The organism is Pseudomonas sp. TH43, from assembly GCF_016650635.1.
In the GTDB taxonomy this organism is placed as follows: Bacteria; Pseudomonadota; Gammaproteobacteria; order Pseudomonadales; family Pseudomonadaceae; genus Aquipseudomonas.
Genome location: NZ_JAEKFI010000003.1, coordinates 741,393 through 761,278, shown reverse-complemented (window position 1 = coordinate 761,278; position 19,886 = coordinate 741,393). Strand labels below are relative to the sequence as shown.

The 19,886-nt window shown below is 60.1% G+C and carries 21 protein-coding genes; 14 read left to right on the top strand and 7 right to left on the bottom strand.

Annotated elements, in window-relative coordinates:
* Window positions 1–33 precede the first annotated feature (33 nt).
* Window positions 34–1,251 carry an SAM-dependent methyltransferase gene (locus JFT81_RS13080; RefSeq protein WP_201227628.1) on the top strand — a complete coding sequence of 406 codons (1,218 nt, stop codon included), beginning with the start codon at window positions 34–36 and terminating at the stop codon, window positions 1,249–1,251.
* 80 nt (window positions 1,252–1,331) lie between these two features.
* Here the strand turns inward: JFT81_RS13080 and JFT81_RS13075 are convergent, their stop codons facing one another.
* On the bottom strand, window positions 1,332–2,237 hold the full coding sequence (locus tag JFT81_RS13075; protein ID WP_201227627.1) for a DMT family transporter: 906 nt from the start codon (window positions 2,235–2,237) through the stop codon (window positions 1,332–1,334).
* A 324-nt stretch (window positions 2,238–2,561) separates the two neighbouring features.
* Between JFT81_RS13075 and JFT81_RS13070 the strand changes: the two genes are divergently transcribed.
* From JFT81_RS13070 to JFT81_RS13050, 5 genes are all read left to right on the top strand, one after another.
* Window positions 2,562–3,143, top strand: coding sequence for a DJ-1/PfpI family protein (locus JFT81_RS13070; protein WP_201227626.1), 582 nt, complete (start codon window positions 2,562–2,564; stop codon window positions 3,141–3,143).
* A 13-nt stretch (window positions 3,144–3,156) separates the two neighbouring features.
* Window positions 3,157–3,462 carry a ribbon-helix-helix domain-containing protein gene (locus JFT81_RS13065; RefSeq protein ID WP_201227625.1) on the top strand — a complete coding sequence of 102 codons (306 nt, stop codon included), beginning with the start codon at window positions 3,157–3,159 and terminating at the stop codon, window positions 3,460–3,462.
* Window positions 3,463–3,620: 158 nt separating this feature from the next.
* Window positions 3,621–3,965 carry a YegP family protein gene (locus JFT81_RS13060; protein WP_201227624.1) on the top strand — a complete coding sequence of 115 codons (345 nt, stop codon included), beginning with the start codon at window positions 3,621–3,623 and terminating at the stop codon, window positions 3,963–3,965.
* Between the two features lie 158 nt (window positions 3,966–4,123).
* A complete protein-coding gene (locus JFT81_RS13055; protein WP_201201376.1) occupies window positions 4,124–4,768 on the top strand; it encodes a hypothetical protein in 645 nt (214 codons plus the stop codon).
* Complete coding sequence (locus JFT81_RS13050) at window positions 4,768–5,289, top strand: hypothetical protein (RefSeq protein WP_201227623.1); 522 nt, start codon at window positions 4,768–4,770, stop codon at window positions 5,287–5,289. The genes JFT81_RS13055 and JFT81_RS13050 overlap by 1 nt, the downstream gene beginning before the upstream one ends.
* 124 nt (window positions 5,290–5,413) lie before the next feature.
* Here the strand turns inward: JFT81_RS13050 and JFT81_RS13045 are convergent, their stop codons facing one another.
* Both JFT81_RS13045 and JFT81_RS13040 read right to left on the bottom strand, forming a co-directional pair.
* Window positions 5,414–6,295: a dihydrodipicolinate synthase family protein gene (locus JFT81_RS13045; protein ID WP_201227622.1), complete on the bottom strand. Its 882-nt coding sequence runs from the start codon at window positions 6,293–6,295 to the stop codon at window positions 5,414–5,416.
* 22 nt (window positions 6,296–6,317) lie between these two features.
* Window positions 6,318–7,100 (bottom strand): aldolase, encoded by a 783-nt coding sequence (locus tag JFT81_RS13040; protein ID WP_201227621.1) that lies wholly within the window; start codon window positions 7,098–7,100, stop codon window positions 6,318–6,320.
* A 106-nt stretch (window positions 7,101–7,206) separates the two neighbouring features.
* Here JFT81_RS13040 and JFT81_RS13035 point away from each other — a divergent pair, with 106 nt between their 5' ends.
* Window positions 7,207–7,749: an XRE family transcriptional regulator gene (locus JFT81_RS13035; RefSeq protein WP_201227620.1), complete on the top strand. Its 543-nt coding sequence runs from the start codon at window positions 7,207–7,209 to the stop codon at window positions 7,747–7,749.
* A 100-nt stretch (window positions 7,750–7,849) separates the two neighbouring features.
* On the opposite strand, the gene JFT81_RS13030 is transcribed toward JFT81_RS13035, so the two are convergent.
* Window positions 7,850–8,869: a DUF4917 family protein gene (locus JFT81_RS13030; protein ID WP_201227619.1), complete on the bottom strand. Its 1,020-nt coding sequence runs from the start codon at window positions 8,867–8,869 to the stop codon at window positions 7,850–7,852.
* A 153-nt stretch (window positions 8,870–9,022) separates the two neighbouring features.
* Here JFT81_RS13030 and yiaY point away from each other — a divergent pair, with 153 nt between their 5' ends.
* Window positions 9,023–10,171 carry an L-threonine dehydrogenase gene (gene yiaY / locus JFT81_RS13025; RefSeq protein ID WP_201227618.1) on the top strand — a complete coding sequence of 383 codons (1,149 nt, stop codon included), beginning with the start codon at window positions 9,023–9,025 and terminating at the stop codon, window positions 10,169–10,171.
* Here yiaY and JFT81_RS13020 read toward each other — a convergent pair.
* Both JFT81_RS13020 and JFT81_RS13015 read right to left on the bottom strand, forming a co-directional pair.
* Complete coding sequence (locus tag JFT81_RS13020) at window positions 10,168–11,334, bottom strand: MFS transporter (RefSeq protein WP_201227617.1); 1,167 nt, start codon at window positions 11,332–11,334, stop codon at window positions 10,168–10,170. The two genes, yiaY and JFT81_RS13020, sit on opposite strands and share 4 nt — an antisense overlap.
* Window positions 11,335–11,348: 14 nt before the next feature.
* Window positions 11,349–12,593: an aminotransferase class I/II-fold pyridoxal phosphate-dependent enzyme gene (locus tag JFT81_RS13015; protein WP_201227616.1), complete on the bottom strand. Its 1,245-nt coding sequence runs from the start codon at window positions 12,591–12,593 to the stop codon at window positions 11,349–11,351.
* Between the two features lie 224 nt (window positions 12,594–12,817).
* On the opposite strand from JFT81_RS13015, the gene JFT81_RS13010 reads away from it, so the two are divergent.
* From JFT81_RS13010 to JFT81_RS12995, 4 genes are all read left to right on the top strand, one after another.
* Window positions 12,818–13,723 (top strand): LysR family transcriptional regulator, encoded by a 906-nt coding sequence (locus JFT81_RS13010; protein ID WP_201228092.1) that lies wholly within the window; start codon window positions 12,818–12,820, stop codon window positions 13,721–13,723.
* A gap of 248 nt (window positions 13,724–13,971) precedes the next feature.
* Window positions 13,972–15,165 (top strand): CaiB/BaiF CoA-transferase family protein, encoded by a 1,194-nt coding sequence (locus tag JFT81_RS13005; RefSeq protein ID WP_201227615.1) that lies wholly within the window; start codon window positions 13,972–13,974, stop codon window positions 15,163–15,165.
* Window positions 15,162–16,088: a hydroxymethylglutaryl-CoA lyase gene (locus JFT81_RS13000; protein WP_201201399.1), complete on the top strand. Its 927-nt coding sequence runs from the start codon at window positions 15,162–15,164 to the stop codon at window positions 16,086–16,088. Before JFT81_RS13005 ends, JFT81_RS13000 begins: the two co-directional genes overlap by 4 nt.
* A 177-nt stretch (window positions 16,089–16,265) precedes the next feature.
* Window positions 16,266–17,597: an MFS transporter gene (locus JFT81_RS12995; RefSeq protein WP_201227614.1), complete on the top strand. Its 1,332-nt coding sequence runs from the start codon at window positions 16,266–16,268 to the stop codon at window positions 17,595–17,597.
* Window positions 17,598–17,655: 58 nt separating this feature from the next.
* Here JFT81_RS12995 and JFT81_RS12990 read toward each other — a convergent pair whose 3' ends face one another.
* Window positions 17,656–18,141 carry a DMT family transporter gene (locus JFT81_RS12990; RefSeq protein ID WP_201227613.1) on the bottom strand — a complete coding sequence of 162 codons (486 nt, stop codon included), beginning with the start codon at window positions 18,139–18,141 and terminating at the stop codon, window positions 17,656–17,658.
* 77 nt (window positions 18,142–18,218) lie between these two features.
* Between JFT81_RS12990 and JFT81_RS12985 the strand changes: the two genes are divergently transcribed.
* Together JFT81_RS12985 and JFT81_RS12980 are read left to right on the top strand one after the other, a co-directional pair.
* Entirely contained in the window at window positions 18,219–19,130 is a 912-nt protein-coding gene (locus JFT81_RS12985; protein ID WP_201227612.1) for a LysR substrate-binding domain-containing protein, read from the top strand.
* Between the two features lie 21 nt (window positions 19,131–19,151).
* Window positions 19,152–19,874: a hypothetical protein gene (locus tag JFT81_RS12980; RefSeq protein WP_201227611.1), complete on the top strand. Its 723-nt coding sequence runs from the start codon at window positions 19,152–19,154 to the stop codon at window positions 19,872–19,874.
* Window positions 19,875–19,886 lie beyond the last annotated feature (12 nt).

Below are 19,886 nucleotides of genomic sequence, written 5' to 3'. Positions count from 1 at the left end.
TTCCCGATTCCGCCCGCCCGAGGCCGCTTGTTCATGTCCGTTACCGCCGCAACCGCGCAATCCGCGCCCGATCACCACGCCCAGTTCATCGAGCTGCTGCAAACCAGCCTCGACCAGAACGGCTTCATCAAACTGGTGCTGGCCAAGTACGTCGGTGAAGAGGCGGAGCTGCAACGGGTCATCATCAAAGCGGTGACGGTCAAGGCGCAGCCGAACCTGTCCTTCGTCTATCGCTACAAGACCCGCGACATCACCAAGAACCTGCCGCTGGTCGAAGGTGTGGCAACGATTGCCGCGTTGTTGCCGGCGTCGTTCAAAAATGCGCATTTGCTCGCTGTGACTGACGAAGCGCAGCTCGAATACAGCAAAAAGGGCAAGGCTTCGCTGTTCAAGAGCAAACCTCAGCAATTACGCGAAGCGCCATCTGCGGAGCATAACCGCGAGAAAAACCGTTTTCTTGAACTGAGTCGGCCGTTCCTCAAGGATCTGGGCGTGACCAATGCGCAGCATGAGCTGATCCCGGCCATGTCGCGCAAATGGAAGCAGATCAACAAGTTCATCGAAGTGTTCAGCCATGCGCTGACCTCGTCACCGCTGGCGCTGGACAAACCGGTGCGGGTCGCGGATTTCGGTTCGGGCAAGGGCTACCTGACATTCGCCATTCACGACTACCTGCGCAACACCTTGAAGGCTGATGGCGAAGTCACCGGCGTCGAGCTGCGAGAGGAAATGGTCAACCTGTGCAACGCTGCCGCGGCGAAGCTGGATCATCCGGGGCTGGTGTTCAAGTGCGGTGATGTGCGCAGCGTCGCGCCGAGCGAGCTGGACGTGATGATCGCCCTGCATGCCTGCGACATCGCCACCGACTACGCGATCCACACCGGCATTCGTTCGGGCGCATCGATCATCATGTGTTCGCCGTGCTGCCACAAACAGATCCGCCTGCAAATCCAGAGCCCGGCGCTGCTTAAACCGATGCTGCAATACGGTCTGCACCTTGGCCAGCAGGCGGAAATGGTCACTGACAGCTTGCGTGCGCTGTTCCTCGAAGCTTGCGGTTACGAGACCAAGGTGTTCGAGTTCATCTCGCTGGATCACACCAACAAGAACAAGATGATTCTGGCGGTCAAACGCGCCGAGCCGGTCGACCCCGCTCAGCTGTTGGTGAAGATTGAGGAATTGAAGGCGTTCTACCACATCAGCGAACACTGCCTGGAAACCTTGCTGCGCGCTGATGGCTTTCTGAACTGACCTAGACACTGTGGGAGCGACGGTGCGACGACTCGACCTGCTCGCGAAAGCGGACTGACAGTCAGCGATGATTCTGTCTGTTACGGCCCCTTCGCGAGCAGGCTCGCGCCCACAGGGGATTTGACGGCGGTTTTACGGCCGAGCATGACGGTCGCAATCACCCCGCAAGCAAACACCCAGGTAATCGGCTCGACATGTTCACCAAAGAACAGCGCCGAAAACGCGATGGTGAAGAAGATTTGCAGCAACTGGATCTGACTCACCCGCGCGATCCCGCCCATCGCCAGCCCGGCGTACCAGGCGAAGAATCCCAGGAACTGCGAAAACAGTGCGACGTAGCCGAACGCCCACCAGGCTTTCGCCGAGACCGTCCCCTGATGTTGTAACGCCAGATAAAGCACCGGCCCGATCAGCAGCGGCGTCGACAGCACCAGCGCCCAGCAGATCACCTGCCAACCACCCATCTCCTTGGCCAGGCGGCCACCCTCGGCGTAACCCAGACCACCCACAGCAATCGCGCCGAGCATCAGCAAATCCCCGGCCTGAATGCTGCCAGCCCCGCTGTACAGCGCATAACCCAGGACCAGCGCGCTACCCAATGCGGCACAGGCCCAGAAAGCTTTCGACGGACGCTCATGGGACAGCCACGCGGCATACAGCGCCACGCACAAGGGTTGCAGGCCATTGACCAACGCACCGTGGGACGCCGGCAAGGTCTGCATCGCCCAGGCCGACAGCACCGGGAACCCGAGAATCACGCCGGCAATCACCAGGCTCAGACCTTTGATCTGCTGCCAGGTCGGCCACTTCTCGCGGCGCCATAACAACAGCAACGCCGCCGGAATCGCCGCGAACAATGCGCGGCCCAAACCGTTGAGCAGCGGATGCAGTTCCTGCACCACGATGCGGGTGAAGGGCAGAGTGAGGCTGAAAATCACAACCCCGAGCAGGCCGAGGGCCATGCCGGTGTTTTCGCGCGAGGACATGATGGGAACCAGATATCGAGGTGGCTGGAAAGTGTCCTCATCTAGCCATAATCCGCGGAGTTCGGGCTGTTACAGCTAGGCACGGACTTATCCGTACAGTTGCGGGTAATCCCTTGTGGCGAGGGGATTCATCCCCGATCGGCTGCGCAGCAGTCGTAAATCCTGAATGTAGGGTCTCAATGACAGACCGCAGGGGGCCGCTTCGCAGCCCGACGGGGATAAATCCCCTCGCCACAGAGCGTGTGTAGTAGTCAGTTATTACCTCGCCCTGCGGATAAGGTCTACCTTGAATACTCCCAAGTATTCTCCAGAGGAGTCCTCCCCATGGCCGCGAAAAAGATCCTGATGCTGGTCGGCGATTTCGTCGAAGACTACGAAGTGATGGTGCCGTTCCAAGCGCTGCAAATGGTCGGCCACACTGTTCACGCCGTGTGCCCGGACAAAGCCTCGGGCAACACCGTGCGCACTGCGATCCATGATTTCGAAGGCGACCAGACCTACAGCGAAAAGCCCGGTCACCTGTTCGCCCTCAACTTCGATTTCGCCAACGCCCGCGAGGCCGATTACGATGCGCTGCTGATCCCCGGCGGTCGTGCCCCGGAATACCTGCGCCTCAACGAAAAAGTTCTCGATTTGGTGCGTGCCTTCGATAAGTCCGGAAAACCCATCGCCGCGGTCTGCCATGGCGCACAACTGCTGGCAGCGGCGGGCGTTCTCGAAGGTCGCGAGTGCAGCGCTTATCCGGCCTGCGCCCCGGAAGTGCGACTGGCGGGCGGTACGTACATCGACATTGCGGTGACTGCTGGCCACGTTCAAGGCAATCTGGCCACTGCCCCGGCATGGCCGGCGCATCCGAGCTGGCTCGCCGGTTTCCTGGGTTTGCTCGGCACTAAAATCACCCTGTAACGAGGATTCGCCCATGTGCGAGCTGTACGTCAAGGCCGACCCGATTCTCTACGAGTCGCGCTCCCGCTCGCTGCGCATCTGTGGTGTGGTGACGACATTGCGCCTGGAAAATCAGTTCTGGGACATTCTCAGCGAGATCGCTGCAGTCGATGGCATGACCACCAATCAATTGATCGCCAAGCTGTATGAAGAGGTGATGGATTATCGCGGGGAGGTGGTGAATTTTGCGTCGTTCTTGCGCGTGAGTTGTATGCGCTATCTGAGTCAGCGGCGGGTGAGTGCGCCGGAGTTGTCGGTGGTACGGGCCGGGGTGAAATAGTCCAGACCGCGTCGATCCCTTCGCGGGCAAGCCTTGCTCCTGCAAAACACAGTGAGGAGCAAGGCTTGCCCGCGATGGGGCCGGTAAAGGCGACAGATACCCTTGGCTGGTCTTTACTCTTTGGCGCGAAACCATTCAATCGCCAAGGAGAAACGAGCATGTCCGGATGGTACGAATTGAGTAAAAGCAGCAACGGCCAGTTCAGGTTTGTGCTGAAAGCGGCGAATGCCGAAACGATTCTGACCAGCGAGCTGTACACCACCCGCAGCGCCGCTGAAAACGGCATTGCCGCAGTGCAGACCAACAGCCCGCTGGATGAGCGCTACGAGAAGAAGTCGACCAAGGACGGTCATCCGTACTTCAATCTCAAGGCTGCCAACCATCAGATCATCGGCAGCAGCGAATCATATTCCTCCGCCGCCGCGTGCGACAAAGGCATCGCCAGCGTCAAGGCCAACGGGCCGACGAAGAGCATCAAGGACAAAACGTTGCCGGTGCTCTGATCGATATCCCGGACATTCGGTCGCCAATTGCATGGCGCCCGAATTCTGGCAATGTGCCACTATTTTGCGTATCCTTCGCCGCCAATCCATGGAAGGGGCGAGCTGAATAACTCTTTCGTGCGTTTCCGATAGTTGCTCACGCGAGATTTTTTCCCCCGATGATGCGTTTTTTCGCTGTCCTGACAGTGCTGCTCGGCTTGAGCGGTTGCTACAGCATGTCCCCCACTTACATTGACGACGAACTCAGCCCGACCGCCGATTCCGGTGTGGCCTACGTGGTGGGTGTGGTCGGTATCTGGCCCAAGGCCAAATTCGGCGCGCAGGAACAGATGCTGTTGATCCGCAAGCGCGGCAGCGACGACTTCGCCACGGCGCGGTTGCACAACGAATTTTATGCGCGCACCGAGCGCGACCTGCGCGAGACCGGGCACGGTATCGGCACGTTGTTTGTCATGCCGCTCAAACCTGGGCGTTACGAGATCTACAACGTGCGTTTCGATCAGGGCCAGTCGGTGTCGTGGAGCCGCGAAGACTTCACCATCGGCCTGGAACTGGAGGCCGGCAAGGCGTATTACCTCGGCGATTTCCGTGCCGGCTGCCTGATCGGTCGCGGCACATCATGCCTGTTCCTGCACAGCGATCACCTTGAGCGCGACGCCGCGCTGGTTCGCGCCAAGTACCCGCAAGTGCCAGGTTTGCAGCGTCTGGACATGCCGAATCTGTACACGGCAACGCCGTTCATTCGCGAAGAAAACGGCCCCAGTGCCTCTGTCTATAAAGCCATGCTGTCAGGAAAACTCTAATGCGCCTCAAAGTTCTGTTTATGGGAATGCTCTTGCTACTGGGCGGCTGCCAGACCACCCATAGCCTGAAAACACCTGAAGTCGATTACAGCGAACGCCTGCCGGCGATCAGCGTCAATGTCCTCGGATTACCAGGCTGGATGCTGCGCGACGAATTGCGTCATCGCGGCACTTTCGATGAGGTCAGGACCGGTCGCAGCGAAGATGGCTACAACGTGCTGGTGATCGCCAACAGTGACATCGGCGGATTGCAGCCGCAGATGTTCCTCAGTGCCTTGACGATGTTCATCGTGCCGGTGCCGGTTAGCTGGGACAGCACGGTGGTGTTCAGCCTCAGCCACGGCAAGAAAGTCCTGGGTGTCTACACGGTGAGTAACCACTCCAGTTCTTGGCGCGGGCTGGTCAATCCGTCTGGAGGCCAGATGGAGCATGTGCGTCTGATCAGTGATGGGTTTATCGCGCAGGTGCTCAAGGATCAGCCGTTCAACCGTGAAGCCATGCAACGCGCCGCCAGCCTCTGATCGATCGACGGGCGCGCGATGAAGTAGGAGCTGCCGCAGGCTGCGATCTTTTGATCGTGTTTTCAATATCAAAAAATCGTCCGAACGCGGCCCGAGCCTGCGCCAGCTCCCACATGGCAGGGTGTTAGCGCAGGGTGTTCAGCAGATTTTGTAGAACAGCGCGTCCGGTCTCGTTCAGCGGGAATACCGGCAAGCGGGGTTCGCCCGCTTCCAGCCCGGTGGCACGCAGCCCGGCCTTGATCGTCGCCGGCAAACCACCCTTGAGAATGAAGTCCAGCAACGGCAACTGGCGGTAGAACAGGTCCCGCGCCCGATCCAGGTCGCCGGCCATGGCCGCGTCATAAAGATCCAGATTCAGTTGCGGGATCAGGTTCGCTGCCGCAGTACACCAACCTTTTGCCCCGGCGGCGAACGCTTCCAGCGCCAGCGGATTGCAGCCGTTGTAGAACGGCACTTGACCCTCGCCGAGCAGTTGCAGCTTGTGCATGCGCTGGATGTCGCCGGTGCTCTCCTTGACCATGGTTACGTTTTCCACGGCGTTGACGATGCGCAGAATCAGTTCGACCGACATGTCGGTGCCGCTCGTGGCCGGGTTGTTGTAAAGCATGATTGGCACGCCGATGCTGTCGCCGATTGCACGGTAATGGGCGAGTATTTCCGCTTCGCTGAGTTTCCAGTACGAGGCCGGCAGCACCATCACCACGTCGGCGCCATGGGCTTCGGCGAAACGTGCACGACGCACGGCTTTGGCGGTGGTCAGGTCGGAGACGCTGACAATGGTCGGCACACGGTTGGCCACGTGTTTGATGCTGAACTCGGCGACCTGATCCCACTCCGAATCGCTCAGATAAGCACCTTCGCCGGTGCTGCCCAGTGGGGCGATGGTGTGGACGCCGCTGTCGATCAGGCGATCGATCGATTGGCCGAGGGCCGGCAGATCGAGGTTTTCGCCATTGGCGCTGAACGGGGTGATGGTGTAGCCGATGATGCCGTGAATAGTGGACATGGTTGTCTCTCCGTAACAGGTTTCAGTTCAGGCAATCGGCGTGTTGGCGCAGGTTCTGCCGGGCGTAATAGTTGAAGGCGGCTGCGTGGCGTTTCGGCTTGGCGATCCAGTCATGGGCTTCGCGGCCCAGCTCGGGGATGATCGGTTTGATCGTGCCCGCCGCCATCGCCAGCAGTTGCAGCTTGGCCGCACGTTCGATCAGTTGAGCAATGACACAAGCTTCTTCGATCGTCGAGCCGGTCGACAACTGACCGTGGTGTGAAAGCAGGATCGCGCGCTTGTCGCCCAATGCCCCGGCAATCAGTTCACCTTCCTCATTGCCTACCGGTACGCCCGGCCAGCCTTCGAGAAATGCGCAATCGTCGTACAGCGGGCACAGGTCCATGTGGGAGATCTGCAGCGGCACTTCCAGCATCGACAGCGCGGCAACGTGCGTCGGGTGGGTGTGGATGATGCAGTTCACGTCCGGTCGAGCACGGTACACCCAGCTGTGGAAACGGTTGGCCGGGTTGGCCATGCCGTGGCCTTCGAGCACTTCCAGGTCTTCGTTGACCAGCAGTAGATTGCCCGCGGTGATTTCGTCGAAGCCCAGGCCCAGTTGCTGCGTGTAATAGGTGCCGGGCTGCGGGCCTCGGGCGGTGATCTGACCGGCGAGGCCGGAGTCGTGACCGTTTTCAAAAAGAATCCGGCAGGTCAACGCCAGCTTTTGCCGGTCTGTCCACGTATTATCCGCCAGAGTTTTTTGCATCTGGGTCAGCGCTTGCTTGACCAGTTGGTCTTTGGGTAGTGCTAATGTCTTGGCCATGTGTGTGTCCTTTGGGTGATTGCAAATGACACTAAAGAGGCTATATGACACAGAGTGTCATTGGCAAGCACAAATCGTCGCTTCCTCAATGGAATAACCGCTGCGCATGTCTATCCGTTTGAAATTATTGAGAAAAAAACTTGGCGTAACCCTTGAGGCATTGGCCGAGAAATCCGGCATGACCAAGAGTTATCTGTCGAAGGTCGAACGTGGGCTGAACACTCCGTCGATCGCCGCCGCGTTGAAACTGGCAAAGGCACTGAACGTGAAAGTCGAGGAGTTGTTCTCCGAAGACAACGTCAGCCTCGACAGTTACAGCCTGGTGCGCAGCCACGAACGTCAGTCATTGGCGGCCAATGATCAGAGCCCCGGTTACGCGGTGCTCGCCCATCAGGTCAGCGAGCGCAACCTGCTGCCGTTCATCATCTACCCGCCGAGCGAATTCACCGACAAGACCTTTAAGGAGCACTTGGGCGAGGAGTTTCTGTTCGTTCACGAAGGGCAGGTGGAAGTGGACTTCATGAATGAAAAGGTGTTGCTGGAGCGCGGCGATGCGCTGCATTTCAATGCACAGAAACCGCATCGGATCAGATCGGTGGGCGAGGTGCAGGCGCAGTTGCTGGTGGTGGTGCACAGCGCCGAGGAATGAGTTGGCCGCTAAAAGCTTCGCGAGCAAGCTTTGCTCCTACAGAGGGATGCGATCCTTGTAGGAGCAGAGCTTGCTCGCGAAGGCGTCAGTCCGGCCTATATCAAGCCTCGACAGGCACCGACAACTTCGGGCTGCCCAGCGCGTGCGTCTTCGCATCGAAGAACCGCAACTCAACCCCGGTGCCTTCGAACAGCTTTGTGTAGTGCCGTTTCTGATGTTGGATGAACGCTGCACTGCGCGGATAAATCGAGATCGCCACGCTCGCAGGTTTCGCCAGGCGCAACGCCCGCACGATGTGCGCGTCCTGTTCACCCAAGGCATGGCCGAAGATGCACAAACTGTCGCCATGGCCCAATAACTGCGCGTAGCAGAACGACAGATAATCTGAGCTACGAATGGTTTTCAGCTTTTCCGCGCTCGGCCCTTCAGTGACAAACAGCGGCACGTCATCCAGTGTCTTGAGCGTATTGTTGATCGCGAAACTGCCGAGCAGCGTGCCTTCGGTCGAGGTCAATTTACGCGCCGTACCGTCCTGATTGCGCACCAGGTGCAAACCGCCGTGCAGGTAAAGCAAACGCGGTTTGTCGGTGGCACTTTCACTCAGATCAAAACTGGCATTCGGCGCATTGAACAGGTCGTCGATGGTCTCGCTGTTGTGCTGCAACGCCCAATAGTTGAGCAGGTCGTAATTGGTGGTGAACACCGTGCGATAGCGCGCCAGTTCTTCATTCAGCGTTGCCAGAGACGACGCTTTCACCAGGCGCCAGGGAATGTGCACCGCGTGCATGGCATTGATCAGCGCTTCCTTGATCGCGTAATAGCGATTACGCGGCGCCGCCGAGCTGACGGCCAGTGCCTTGTTGACCCGACTGGTGGTTTTCAGCGCGCCAAGCACTTGCTCGAAACTGCGCGTTTGCATCGCGTCGAACACCGCCAGTTCCGATGGGCTCAGCGGTTTATCTTCCACGGTGCGGGCGTTTTCGAACAGCGAGTCGTAGCCGAAGTCGTCCCAGACCGCGCGGCTGGCACCGTTGCCCACCAGCAGGCCGCTGAAAGCGGTCGCGGCGCGCAGGCTGTTCCAGTCTTCGAGGGTGGCGTCGACATCCAGAAAATCGGTCATTGCGCAGGCGTCTCAAAACATAGGGGCTGATGGGCGGCGACTTTATCACGAGCCGGCATTGAGCCAGATCAACATCGGTTGTGACCGATCGGTCGATCCTGTGGGTAGCCGCCGAATCGGAGCAGTCGATTCGGCCCCTGTCAGGAGACTCCGATGAGCAGCACCTTCTTCATTCCAGCGGTAAACATCATGGGCAATGGATGCCTCGACGAAGCCATGGTCGCCATTCGTAACTACGGTTTCCGCAAGGCGCTGATCGTTACCGACGCAGGGCTGGCCAAGGCCGGCGTGGCCACGATGCTCGCCGAAAAACTGGCGATGCAGGACATCGATTCGGTGATTTTCGACGGCGCCAAACCCAACCCGAGCATCGCCAACGTCGAGTCGGGGCTGGGCTTGCTCAAGGAAAGTCGCTGCGATTTCGTCGTCTCGCTAGGCGGCGGTTCGCCCCACGACTGCGCCAAGGGCATTGCCCTGTGTGCGACCAACGGCGGTGAAATTCGCGATTACGAAGGCGTCGATCAATCGAGCAAACCGCAACTGCCGCTGATCGCCATCAACACCACGGCGGGCACCGCCAGCGAGATGACCCGCTTCTGCATCATTACCGACGAATCGCGCCACGTGAAAATGGCCATCGTCGACCGCAATGTCACGCCACTGCTGTCGGTCAACGACCCGGCATTGATGGTCGCCATGCCCAAAGGCCTGACTGCCGCCACCGGCATGGACGCTTTGACTCATGCGATCGAGGCCTACGTTTCGACCGCTGCGAACCCGATCACCGACGCCTGCGCGTTGAAGGCCATGACCCTGATCAGCAACAATCTGCGCCTGGCCGTGCGTGACGGTAGTGACCTCGCCGCGCGGGAGAACATGGCCTACGCACAGTTTCTCGCCGGCATGGCCTTCAACAATGCCTCGCTCGGTTATGTCCATGCGATGGCGCACCAATTGGGCGGTTTCTACGACCTGCCACACGGAGTCTGCAACGCGGTACTACTGCCGCATGTGCAGACGTTCAACGCGCTGGTCTGTGCGGATCGTCTGACCGATGTTGCGCACGCGATGGGCGCGGACATTCGTGGCTTCAGCCCGGAGGAGGGCGCCCAGGCGGCGATCAACGCCATCCGTTGCCTGGCCCGGGACGTTGAAATTCCCGGCGGCTTGCGTGAACTCGGCGCCAAGCTCACTGACATCCCGGTGCTCGCCACCAATGCGCTGAAAGATGCCTGTGGTCTGACTAACCCGCGTGCGGCGGATCAACGGCAGATCGAGGAGATTTTTCGCAACGCGTTCTAGCGCGGGTTGCCCACCGGCGCGAATCGTGTGCAAAGGATCGCGCCGAGTGCCAGCACCACGCACAGCAGCGATAACGGCCACGCCTGGGGGCTGGCGATCAGACTGGCGACCGCGCCAATGATCGCCGCCATCAATTGATGAATGAATCCGCTCAACGCCATCGCGTAGGCACCCGCAACCGGCGCGCCGTCGTTGGCGCGTGACAGGCTGACCGGGTAGTTCAGCGACTGGCCAAACACCGCTACGCAATAGGGCAGCCAAAACAGCCACGCGACGGAACTGGCCGCCAGACTGCCCAGCAGCATCACGCCGCTACCGGCCATTACCAGGCCTGTGCCCATGGTCATCAACCACGGCTGACCGGTTCGCACGACACAGTGATTGACCGCCAGTGCACCGAGAAAATACGCCGCACTGATCGGCCAGCCGAGCAATCCGTAATCCACCGTCGACCACGCGAACGGCCCCTGCAGAATCAGCGGCGCTGCGCTGTTGAAAGCGATGATCACGCCGTAGCCCAAGCCTCCGGCCAGCGCCGGCAGCAAGAACGCCCGATGGCTGAGAATCTGCCGGTACACCGACCAGGACGAGGCAGCGACCGGCTCGTCGGCCAGTGTCGAGAACTGGACTCGCCACACGATCAGCGCCATCAACAGGCACGTCATGCCCAGCAGATAGAAGATCGCCTGCCAGCCCAGCGTCACCTCGATGATCGAGCCCAGGTACTGGCCGATGCCCAGCGCCACCACGAACGAAATCGAAATCCACGACAACGCCTTGGCCAGCAGGTCGCCGCGAAAGCTGTCGCGGATCAGCACTCGCGCCATCACTGAAATGCCACTGGCGCCGATACCTTGCAGCAGGCGCAGCAGCAAAAACGTCTCCAGCGTCGAACCTAGCGGCAATGCCAGATTCGCCAGCCCGTAAATGCCCAGCGCTGTCAGCAACACCGGTTTGCGCCCGATGCGCTGGGCCAGGCTGCCCCAGAACAACATCGGCAGCGCCATGCCCATCAGGTACAGCGCCAACCCCCATGACACCTGCGCAGGTTCAGCCTGCAGAGCGCGGGCAATCTCTGGTAACGCCGGCAGATAAAGACTCATGCCCAACTGGGCGAGAAACACCGTGCTGCAAGTGATCAGAAGAGTGGCGCTGGCGTTCATCAATCGTCCCTGTTTCAGTCGTCGACATCGCAACGGTGGGTGCGCAACAGCTCGGTCATGACTTCGCAGAAGCGCTGGATCAGTGCCGGCGACATATCGGCGCGCAGGGTAATCCTGATGGCAGCCTTGCCTTGCGCGACCACCGGGAAGAACACTGCGCTGGTGAAAAATCCCTGCTCGGCCAACTCGCTGGCAATACGATTGGCCAACGCCGCCTGGCCGCACTTGATCAGGCGGATGGCCATGTTGCTGTGGCATTGCTCGGTGCTGATCAGGCTGTCAAATAGGCGGATATTAGCCTGAAGGCTCGCCTGCAACGTGGTGAGTTCTGCGCTGTGATGCAGGCGGATCGAGGCCCGCCCGGCGCCGATCGCCGCGCAATTGAGACTCTGCGACCAGTTGCTCGGCCCGCCGTAACGCTGGATGAGTTTTTTCTGCCGCTCGTTGCCGAGCATGATCAATCCACCGCTGGCGCCAAACGACTTGGCCAGTGACGCGACAATCAGGCAGTCGTCTTCCAGCGCCGCCATCCGCGGACGTACCAGGCCGGCGCCTTGCTGACCCACGGCAGACAAGGCGTGGGAATCATCCATGTACAGAAACAGCCCATAGCGCTCCTTCAGGTACAGCAGGCCTTCCATGTTGGCGACGCCGCCCATGCTGTAGGCACCGTCGGCGACATAGGCGACACGGGCGTGCTGCTGGCAGGTCCGCTCAAGAAAATCCATGTCGTTGTGTGGCGCGGTGATCACCCGGGTTTCGTCGGCGCACGCCGCTTTCAAGTGACTCATCGAGTAATGTGCCATGCGATCGAACACCATGACCGGGGGATGCCCTTCGGTAAAAATGCCGCTGGCCAGCAATGGCAGGATGCCGGCGCTGGCGGCGCTGCAAGACAAGGTGCTCAGGCAGACGGCATCGAACAGTCGCGACAGCTCGGTTTCGTATTGCTCCAGAATCGCCAGCTTGCAGCGGTTCTTCGAGTTGGCGACACGCAGGCTGCCGGTTTCGCGCAACGCGGCAATGGCGCCTTCAAGCAGGGCCGGGTGATGGTCGAGGCCCAGGTAGGAGGTGGTACAAAAGTGATGCAATTCACGACCGTACTGATCCAGCAGGTGGTTGGCACCTTGCACTTCGACATTGAGCCCGGCGACTTTGCCGAGTTCGGCGATGTCCCAATCGTAATCGGCCAGGGCAATGACTTTGCGGTAGTTGGAATACAGGTTGAGGCTGGGCAACGGCAGATTCACAGGCGACATTCCTTGAGCGTAGCGATCCATTGGGTGTTGCAATTTGTGTGTGTTGCCAGACTTTACAGAGCGCAAAGTCGGGTAAAAATCGGCCGTTTCCGCTAATCCTGAGAGGCAACGGAGTTTTGTTTGTAGGGCGGAGCCTCGAAAATCTGCGGATTAATCACATGTCCGACTTCAACAAAAACCGGGCTATCCTGCCGATTCGAACGAACTCCGCCAGCGAGCCTTCCATGCTGCAAAAAAGCCTGATTCGCCGCCTCGACCTGATCACCCTGCAACTGTTTGTCGCCGTGCACGAAGAGGGCACGCTGACCCGCGCCGCCTCGCGCGAAGCGATTGCGGTGTCGGCGGCAAGCAAGCGTCTGATGGAACTGGAGGAGGCGCTGGGCATCAGCCTGTTCGTGCGGCAGGCCAAAGGCATGACCCTGACGCCGGCCGGCGAAACGCTGCTGCACCACGCGCGACAGATGTTGTTCAACGTCGAAAAAATGGGCCTGGAGCTGGGCGAGCACAGCCACGGCGTGCGCGGTTACGTGCGCATGCTGGCGAATCTGTCGGCGATCATTCAATTCCTCCCGGAAGACCTGCGCGACTTCTCGGCGCAGCATCCGCAGGTCAAGACCGATCTCGAAGAACGGCCCAGCGCCGGGGTGATTCAGGGCGTGCTCGACGGCGTGGCAGATCTTGGCATTTGCTCCAACGACAGCGACACCAAAGGCTTGCACAGCGTGTTGTACCGCGAGGACAAACTGGTCGTGGTGATGTTGCCCGAGCATGCTCTGGCCGCACGCCCATCCGTGGCGTTCAGCGAAACCCTCGACAGCGATTACGTCGGTCTGCACGCCGCCAGTTCGATCAACATGCGTACCCACGCGGCTGCGCGTCAGGCTGGCAAGGTTCTGCGCATTCGTATTCATGTGCCGGGGTTTGATGCGGTGTGCCGCATGGTGCAGGCGAACATGGGCATCGGGATTTTGCCGCAGCGGGCGTTCGAGTTGTTCGGTCAGGCGCTGGGGTTGCACGCGGTGCCGCTGACAGATGAATGGTCGGATCGGGCGCTGATTGTGGTGGTGCGGGATGAGAAGGGGCTGTCGCCGGTCAGTCGCTTGTTGTTCGAGCATTTGCGCCGGGGATGAATCTCGATTGCGGCTGGCGGCCTCTTCGCGGGCAAGCCTTGCTCCTACAGGTTTTGCCGTGCAGCCGAGTGCCGGGGCCAACATAACCCCCGTAGAAGCAAAGCTTGCTCGCGAAGGCGGCCCCAGGTTCATCGCATCTCGCCAGCGTTCGCAGTTCGCGAACGCCCATTGCCGAACGAAGGTTGGATTCCTCCACCACCGCGCCTCTAGTCTTGCCCGCATATTCCAAGAACAAGAGGTACCCGACGATGACTGCCCCCTTGAGTGCGATCAAAGTGATCGAGATCGGTACCCTGATCGCAGCGCCCTTTGCGGCGCGCATGCTTGCCGAGTTTGGCGCCGAAGTCATCAAGATCGAAGCCATGGGTCAGGGCGACCCGCTGCGCAAATGGCGCAAGCTGCACGAAGGCACGTCACTCTGGTGGTACCTGCAATCGCGTAACAAGAAGTCGCTGGCACTCAACCTGAAATCCGCCGAAGGCATCGAACTGGTCAAACAACTGGCCAGCGATGCCGACGTGATCATCGAAAACCTGCGCCCCGGCGCGCTGGAAAAACTCGGTCTGGGCTGGGATGTATTGCATGCCCTTAACCCCAATCTGACACTCGTGCGCATCTCCGGTTACGGCCAGACCGGCCCGTACCGCGACCGCCCGGGTTTCGGTGCGATCGGCGAGGCCATGGGCGGTATCCGCTACACCACCGGCACCCCCGGTTCGCCACCGGCGCGGGTCGGCGTCAGCCTCGGCGATTCGCTGGCCTCGTTGCACGCGGTGATCGGCGCGCTGATGTCGCTGCTGCGGGTCAAGACCGGGCAGGGCGGCGGCCAGGTGGTCGATGTGTCGCTGGCGGAAAGCGTGTTCAACGTCATGGAAAGTCTGGTGCCGGAATACGACCTGCTGGGCCATGTCCGCGAACGCAGCGGCGGCGCGTTGCCGGGCATTGCCCCGTCCAATACCTATCTGACGGCCGATGGTGCCTACGTGGTGATCGCCGGCAACAGCGATCCGATCTACAAGCGTCTGATGCAGACCATCGGCCGCAGCGATCTCGCCGAAGCGGCGGAATTTGCCCACAACGACGGGCGCGCGGCCAAGAGTGGCATCCTCGATGCCGCGATTACCCACTGGACCAGCAGCCTGCCGATCAACGAAGTGCTCGCCGCCCTCGACGCCGCCGAAGTCCCGGCCGGGCGTATCTATTCGGTGGCCGATATCGTCGCTGATCCGCACTATCAGGCGCGGGACATGTTGCTCAATGCCGAGCTGCCCGGTGGTACCACGGTGAAGATGCCAGGCATCGTGCCGAAGCTCTCGGAAACCCCCGGCGGCGTGAATTGGTCGGGGCCCAGTCTCGGTCAACACACCGACGGCATTCTTGCCGGCCTCGGCCTGACTGAACGCGACATCGAACGCCTGAAAAGCCAAGGGGTGGTGCAATGATCACGGACTATTCGCAAACCCTGATCGTGCAGGAAGTGTCGCCGCGCGACGGCTTGCAGATCGAGCCGACCTGGGTCGAAACCGCCGACAAGATCGCGCTGATTGATCAACTGTCGCAGGCCGGTTTCAGTCGTATCGAGGCCGGTTCGTTCGTCTCGCCGAAAGCCATCCCGGCACTGCGTGACGGTGAACAGGTTTTCCACGGCATACAACGGCAGTCCGGCGTGATCTACGTTGCACTGATCCCCAACCTCAAGGGCGCGCAGCGCGCGTTGGAGGCGGGCGCCGATGAGCTGAACCTGGTGATGTCCGCCAGCCAGACCCACAACCTGGCCAATATGCGTATGCGTTGCGAGGATTCATTGGCGGCGTTTGCCGACATTGTCGCGTTTGCCAGCGGCTCGGGTGTGCGCCTGAACGGCAGTATCGCGACCACGTTTGGTTGTCCGTTCGAAGGCCGGATAGACGAGGACCGTGTGCTGCAAATCGTCGACGCTTATCAGGCGCTTGGCATTCAGGGCATCACGCTTGCCGACACCACCGGCATGGCCAATCCGCGTCAGGTGGATCGGCTGGTGCGGCGAGTCTTGCAGCGCGTTTCAGCGAGCGATCTGACCCTGCACTTCCACAACACACGTGGTCTCGGTCTGTGCAATGTGCTGGCAGCGTACGAAGCCGGTGCCCGGCGTTTCGACGCGGCGCTTGGCGGGCTTGGCGGTTGCCCGTTTGCGCCGGGTGCCTCGGGCAATATCTGCACTGAAGATCTGGTCAACCTGTGCGATGAAATCGGCATCCACACGGGTATCGACCTGCCGCTGTTACTGCAACTGTCGCGCGGTCTGCCTGATCTTCTGGGCCACGAAGTTCCCGGTCAATTGGCCAAGGCCGGACGTAACTGCGACCTGCACCCAATCCCCACCTGACCAGCGAAATCCCTCTTTGCAGGAGCAAGGCTTGCTCGCGAAAGCGCTGTGTCATTCAGCAGCGATATCGCCTGCACTGACGCCTTCGCGAGCAAGCTCGGCTCCTGCAGGAACAGCGTCATAACCAGACAACAAAAACAATCGGACGCCCACTGGCAGTCCGTCTGGAGAAAAGCTATGAGCCTCAACGTTATGGAGGCGGGCGCGAGCTCGTCCGTCGATAAAGATGCCGAGAAAGCCCTGGTCAGCAAAGTCGCCTGGCGGCTGATGCCGTTGATCATGGTTTGCTACCTGTTCGCCTTTTTTGACCGCATCAACATCAGCTTTGCGAAATTCCAGCTGCAAGCCGACCTGAATCTGAGCAACACCGCTTATGGTCTCGGTGCCGGGCTGTTCGTGGTCGGTTATGTGCTCTTCGAAGTGCCGAGCAACATGATGCTGTACAAGGTCGGCGCGCGACGCTGGATCGCCCGAATCATGATGTCCTGGGGCGTGGCGACCGCGCTGATGGTCTTCGTCACCAGCGAGTGGCAGTTCTACGCGTTGCGCTTTTTGATTGGCGCGATGGAAGCGGGTTTCGCGCCGGGCGTGCTGTATTACCTGACACTGTGGTTCCCGCAGCACTTCCGTGGGCGCATTACGTCGATGCTGTTTCTGGCCTCGGCGTTTGCCGGTCTGGTTGGGGCGCCGTTTTCCGGGCTGGTGCTGGAACACCTCGATGGCGTGCTGCAAATGCGCGGGTGGCATTGGTTGTTCCTGCTCGGTGGTGTGCCGTGCGTTGGCTTGGGGTTTCTGGTGCTGATGCTGCTCAAGGACCGTATCGAGGACGCGCACTGGTTGACCCCGCAGGAGAAGAAACTGCTGTCCAGCCGCATCGCTCATCATGAGCCGCACAAAAGCGGCGGCTCGTTGCTGGCGGCGCTGAAAATTCCGGGATTCCTGACGTTGGGGCTGATCTACTTCCTGATTCAGGTCGCCTCCTATGGCCTCAACTTCTGGGCACCGCAGTTGATCCGCAGCGCCGGCACCGAAAGTCCGGTGATGATTGGTCTGCTGACGGCCATCCCGTACATCTGCGGTGCAATCACCATGGTGGTGATCGGGCGGTTGTCGGACGCGACCGGCGAGCGCCGCAAGTTTGTCGCCGGGTTGGTGATCGTTGGCGCGATCGGCTTCTTCAGCGCGGGGATTTTCGCCGATCACACCACGTTCCTGATCGTCGCGCTCGGCCTGCTCGGTGCCGGCATCATTGCCGCGATCCCGAGCTTCTGGACCTTGCCACCGAAGTTGCTGGCCGGTGCTGGCGCAGGGGCAGCGGGCGGGATTGCAGTGATCAACACCCTTGGGCAATTCGGCGGGATTGTCAGCCCGGTGATGGTCGGCTCCATCAAGGACCTGACCGGCAGCACCACTCCGGCGCTGTATGTGATCGGCGTGGCGGCGCTGATTGCAGCAGCGCTGCTGCTGTGGGGCTTGCCGCAGAAATTGCGCACGCTCGACAAGTATTGAGCCGCTGAAAAGATTGCAGCCTTCGGTAGGAGCTGCCGAAGGCTGCGATCTTTTGATCTTATTGGGGTGCCAAAACCCTTCCCGGTGAATCGCCAAACTGAATCAACCCCACCCCCGCAATCAACAACAGCGCCCCAAACAGCCGTGGCAAGGTCAGCTGTTTCTCTACCAACCCGAACAAACCGAAGTGATCCAGCATCATAGAAGCCAGCACCTGCCCGGCCAGTGCCAAGGCAATAAACCCCGAAGCTCCGAGTTTGGGCAGCAACACCACCGCCAGCGCCACAAAACACACGCCAAAAGCACCACCGGCCCACATCCACAACGGCGCCTTGCTGATAAACGACCCTGACGGCAACGGCAATCGCAACGCCAGAATCACCGGCAACAAAACCAGCACACTCACCAGCAACGACACCAGAGTCGCCCACAACGGATGCCCCAATCCGCGTGCCAGATTACTGTTGATCGCACTCTGAAACGGCACCACCGCTCCGGCAAACGCGGCCAGTGCCAACAAGCCGACCCACTGCAACGTACTCATGTTCACTCTCCAACAGGTTTTGCTGGACTCTAGAGTATTCGTCGCGCAGATTTAAATTCCGTTTTGTCATCCAGAACATGCATCAAATGAATGATCTGCGCCGTATCGACCTCAACCTGCTGGTGATCCTCGACGCCTTGCTCAGCGAGCAGCACGTCACCCGCGCTGCCGAGCGCCTGCACCTCAGCCAACCGGCCGTCAGCCATGCGCTGGCGCGATTGCGTGATTTACTCGGTGATCCACTGCTGGTGCGCGCAGGCGCAAACCTGGTGCCGACCGCGCGGGCGCTGGAACTGATCGCACCACTGGCCGAAGCGTTGGCGCAGGTGCAATCGCTGTTGGCGCCGAACACCTTCGATCCGACCAGTGCGCGTCGGACTTTTCGTGTGGCAATGTCGGATTATGGCGCGGCAATCATTCTGCCTTCGCTGATCCGCACCCTGCGCCATGAAGCCCCCGGCATCGACCTGCAGATCAGCCATGCCAGCCGTGAAGGCATGCTGGAAGGTGTGCTCAATGGCGATATCGATGTCGCGGCCGGCGTCTTCCCGGACATCCCCAACGAATTGCGCAGCACGCTGTTGTTCGAAGAGCGCTACGTGTGCCTGCTGGATCGCCAGACATTGCCCGAAAACGGTCATCTCGACCTGCCCACCTACCTGTCGCGTCCCCACGTCTTGCTGGAAATGCGCGGCAGCGGCACCCCGGAAATCGAACGCGCGCTGACGTCTTTGCGTGAACGCCGCCGCGTCGCGATCAGTCTGCCGCACTGGAACGTCGCGCCGCAGTTGATCAGTGGTACGGATCTGATTTTGACGGTGTCATCGCGCAGCGTGCGCGACATTGATCAGCGGGAATTGATCGTGGTGCCGCCGCCATTCGATATTGCGCCGTTCACGTTTGTGCTGGCGTGGCATAAGCGTCGGGGAGGGGATCAGGCGTTGAACTGGTTGAACCGGAAGATAGAGGAGGGGATAGTGCGCGGCTGAAATGTTTTCAAGGAGTGGGGAGTGACAGTGACGTCTGGCTGGATCAGGTGTGTGGTGCTGTGTGGCGGGTTGATGGCGGGGCAGGCGTTTGCCGATTGCACGCCGGCCACCTTAGCCGGGCAGCAGGATTTATCGGTGTGCAAGGATTGGCCGGCCTATCCGGGGCTGATCCTCAGTGCCGAGGCTCGGTTAAAGCACGGTGGTGCGCAAGCGCTCGATACCTACGATGTCGACGTGACTGTTTTGCAGGGTGTTCAACCTGATCCTGTTGCGACGTATCACCAAGCGGCTGCCATCACCTTGGATGGCGTCAGTTTGCAAGAACTGACACTCGATACCGCTCGCTACAAACTCACCCCAGAGCTTAGAGCGTTCGGTGTACGGGCAACTCTCAGTAACGGTTCTCGCCTGATACCGCTGGAGGAAAATCAACTTTCACTCTACGTCAGGGAGGGTGCAAAGTTACGACCAGTCCTCAGCCAGTTGGTGGTTTATCGCTATGGCGGTGAATGGGACGGTGAATGTACCGGCGAGCGCTATGAGACTTCGAGAACGCTGGAAATCGGCAAAACCAGCTCTCATGGTTATGCGGACTTGATTGTCAAAACTCAGGAAACAGGCACGTCGAATGTTGTTAAGGGTGCTGACTGTGAAGATAAAATCACCGTCTACGACCCGGTGCTGACGACACTGCGTTACGACGGAAAGTCTTACGTCCTGCCCAAGGGTTTCAAAGGCGACTGACAGCCTGCTCAA

Bases quoted from the DNA above. Each gene is read 5' to 3' on its own strand.
- JFT81_RS13080 (WP_201227628.1), top strand. From the start codon at position 34: ATGTCCGTTACCGCCGCAACCGCGCAATCCGCGCCCGATCACCACGCC.
- JFT81_RS13075 (WP_201227627.1), bottom strand. From the start codon at position 2,237: ATGTCCTCGCGCGAAAACACCGGCATGGCCCTCGGCCTGCTCGGGGTT.
- JFT81_RS13070 (WP_201227626.1), top strand. From the start codon at position 2,562: ATGGCCGCGAAAAAGATCCTGATGCTGGTCGGCGATTTCGTCGAAGAC.
- JFT81_RS13065 (WP_201227625.1), top strand. From the start codon at position 3,157: ATGTGCGAGCTGTACGTCAAGGCCGACCCGATTCTCTACGAGTCGCGC.
- JFT81_RS13060 (WP_201227624.1), top strand. From the start codon at position 3,621: ATGTCCGGATGGTACGAATTGAGTAAAAGCAGCAACGGCCAGTTCAGG.
- JFT81_RS13055 (WP_201201376.1), top strand. From the start codon at position 4,124: ATGATGCGTTTTTTCGCTGTCCTGACAGTGCTGCTCGGCTTGAGCGGT.
- JFT81_RS13050 (WP_201227623.1), top strand. From the start codon at position 4,768: ATGCGCCTCAAAGTTCTGTTTATGGGAATGCTCTTGCTACTGGGCGGC.
- JFT81_RS13045 (WP_201227622.1), bottom strand. From the start codon at position 6,295: ATGTCCACTATTCACGGCATCATCGGCTACACCATCACCCCGTTCAGC.
- JFT81_RS13040 (WP_201227621.1), bottom strand. From the start codon at position 7,100: ATGGCCAAGACATTAGCACTACCCAAAGACCAACTGGTCAAGCAAGCG.
- JFT81_RS13035 (WP_201227620.1), top strand. From the start codon at position 7,207: ATGTCTATCCGTTTGAAATTATTGAGAAAAAAACTTGGCGTAACCCTT.
- JFT81_RS13030 (WP_201227619.1), bottom strand. From the start codon at position 8,869: ATGACCGATTTTCTGGATGTCGACGCCACCCTCGAAGACTGGAACAGC.
- yiaY (WP_201227618.1), top strand. From the start codon at position 9,023: ATGAGCAGCACCTTCTTCATTCCAGCGGTAAACATCATGGGCAATGGA.
- JFT81_RS13020 (WP_201227617.1), bottom strand. From the start codon at position 11,334: ATGAACGCCAGCGCCACTCTTCTGATCACTTGCAGCACGGTGTTTCTC.
- JFT81_RS13015 (WP_201227616.1), bottom strand. From the start codon at position 12,593: ATGTCGCCTGTGAATCTGCCGTTGCCCAGCCTCAACCTGTATTCCAAC.
- JFT81_RS13010 (WP_201228092.1), top strand. From the start codon at position 12,818: ATGCTGCAAAAAAGCCTGATTCGCCGCCTCGACCTGATCACCCTGCAA.
- JFT81_RS13005 (WP_201227615.1), top strand. From the start codon at position 13,972: ATGACTGCCCCCTTGAGTGCGATCAAAGTGATCGAGATCGGTACCCTG.
- JFT81_RS13000 (WP_201201399.1), top strand. From the start codon at position 15,162: ATGATCACGGACTATTCGCAAACCCTGATCGTGCAGGAAGTGTCGCCG.
- JFT81_RS12995 (WP_201227614.1), top strand. From the start codon at position 16,266: ATGAGCCTCAACGTTATGGAGGCGGGCGCGAGCTCGTCCGTCGATAAA.
- JFT81_RS12990 (WP_201227613.1), bottom strand. From the start codon at position 18,141: ATGAGTACGTTGCAGTGGGTCGGCTTGTTGGCACTGGCCGCGTTTGCC.
- JFT81_RS12985 (WP_201227612.1), top strand. From the start codon at position 18,219: ATGCATCAAATGAATGATCTGCGCCGTATCGACCTCAACCTGCTGGTG.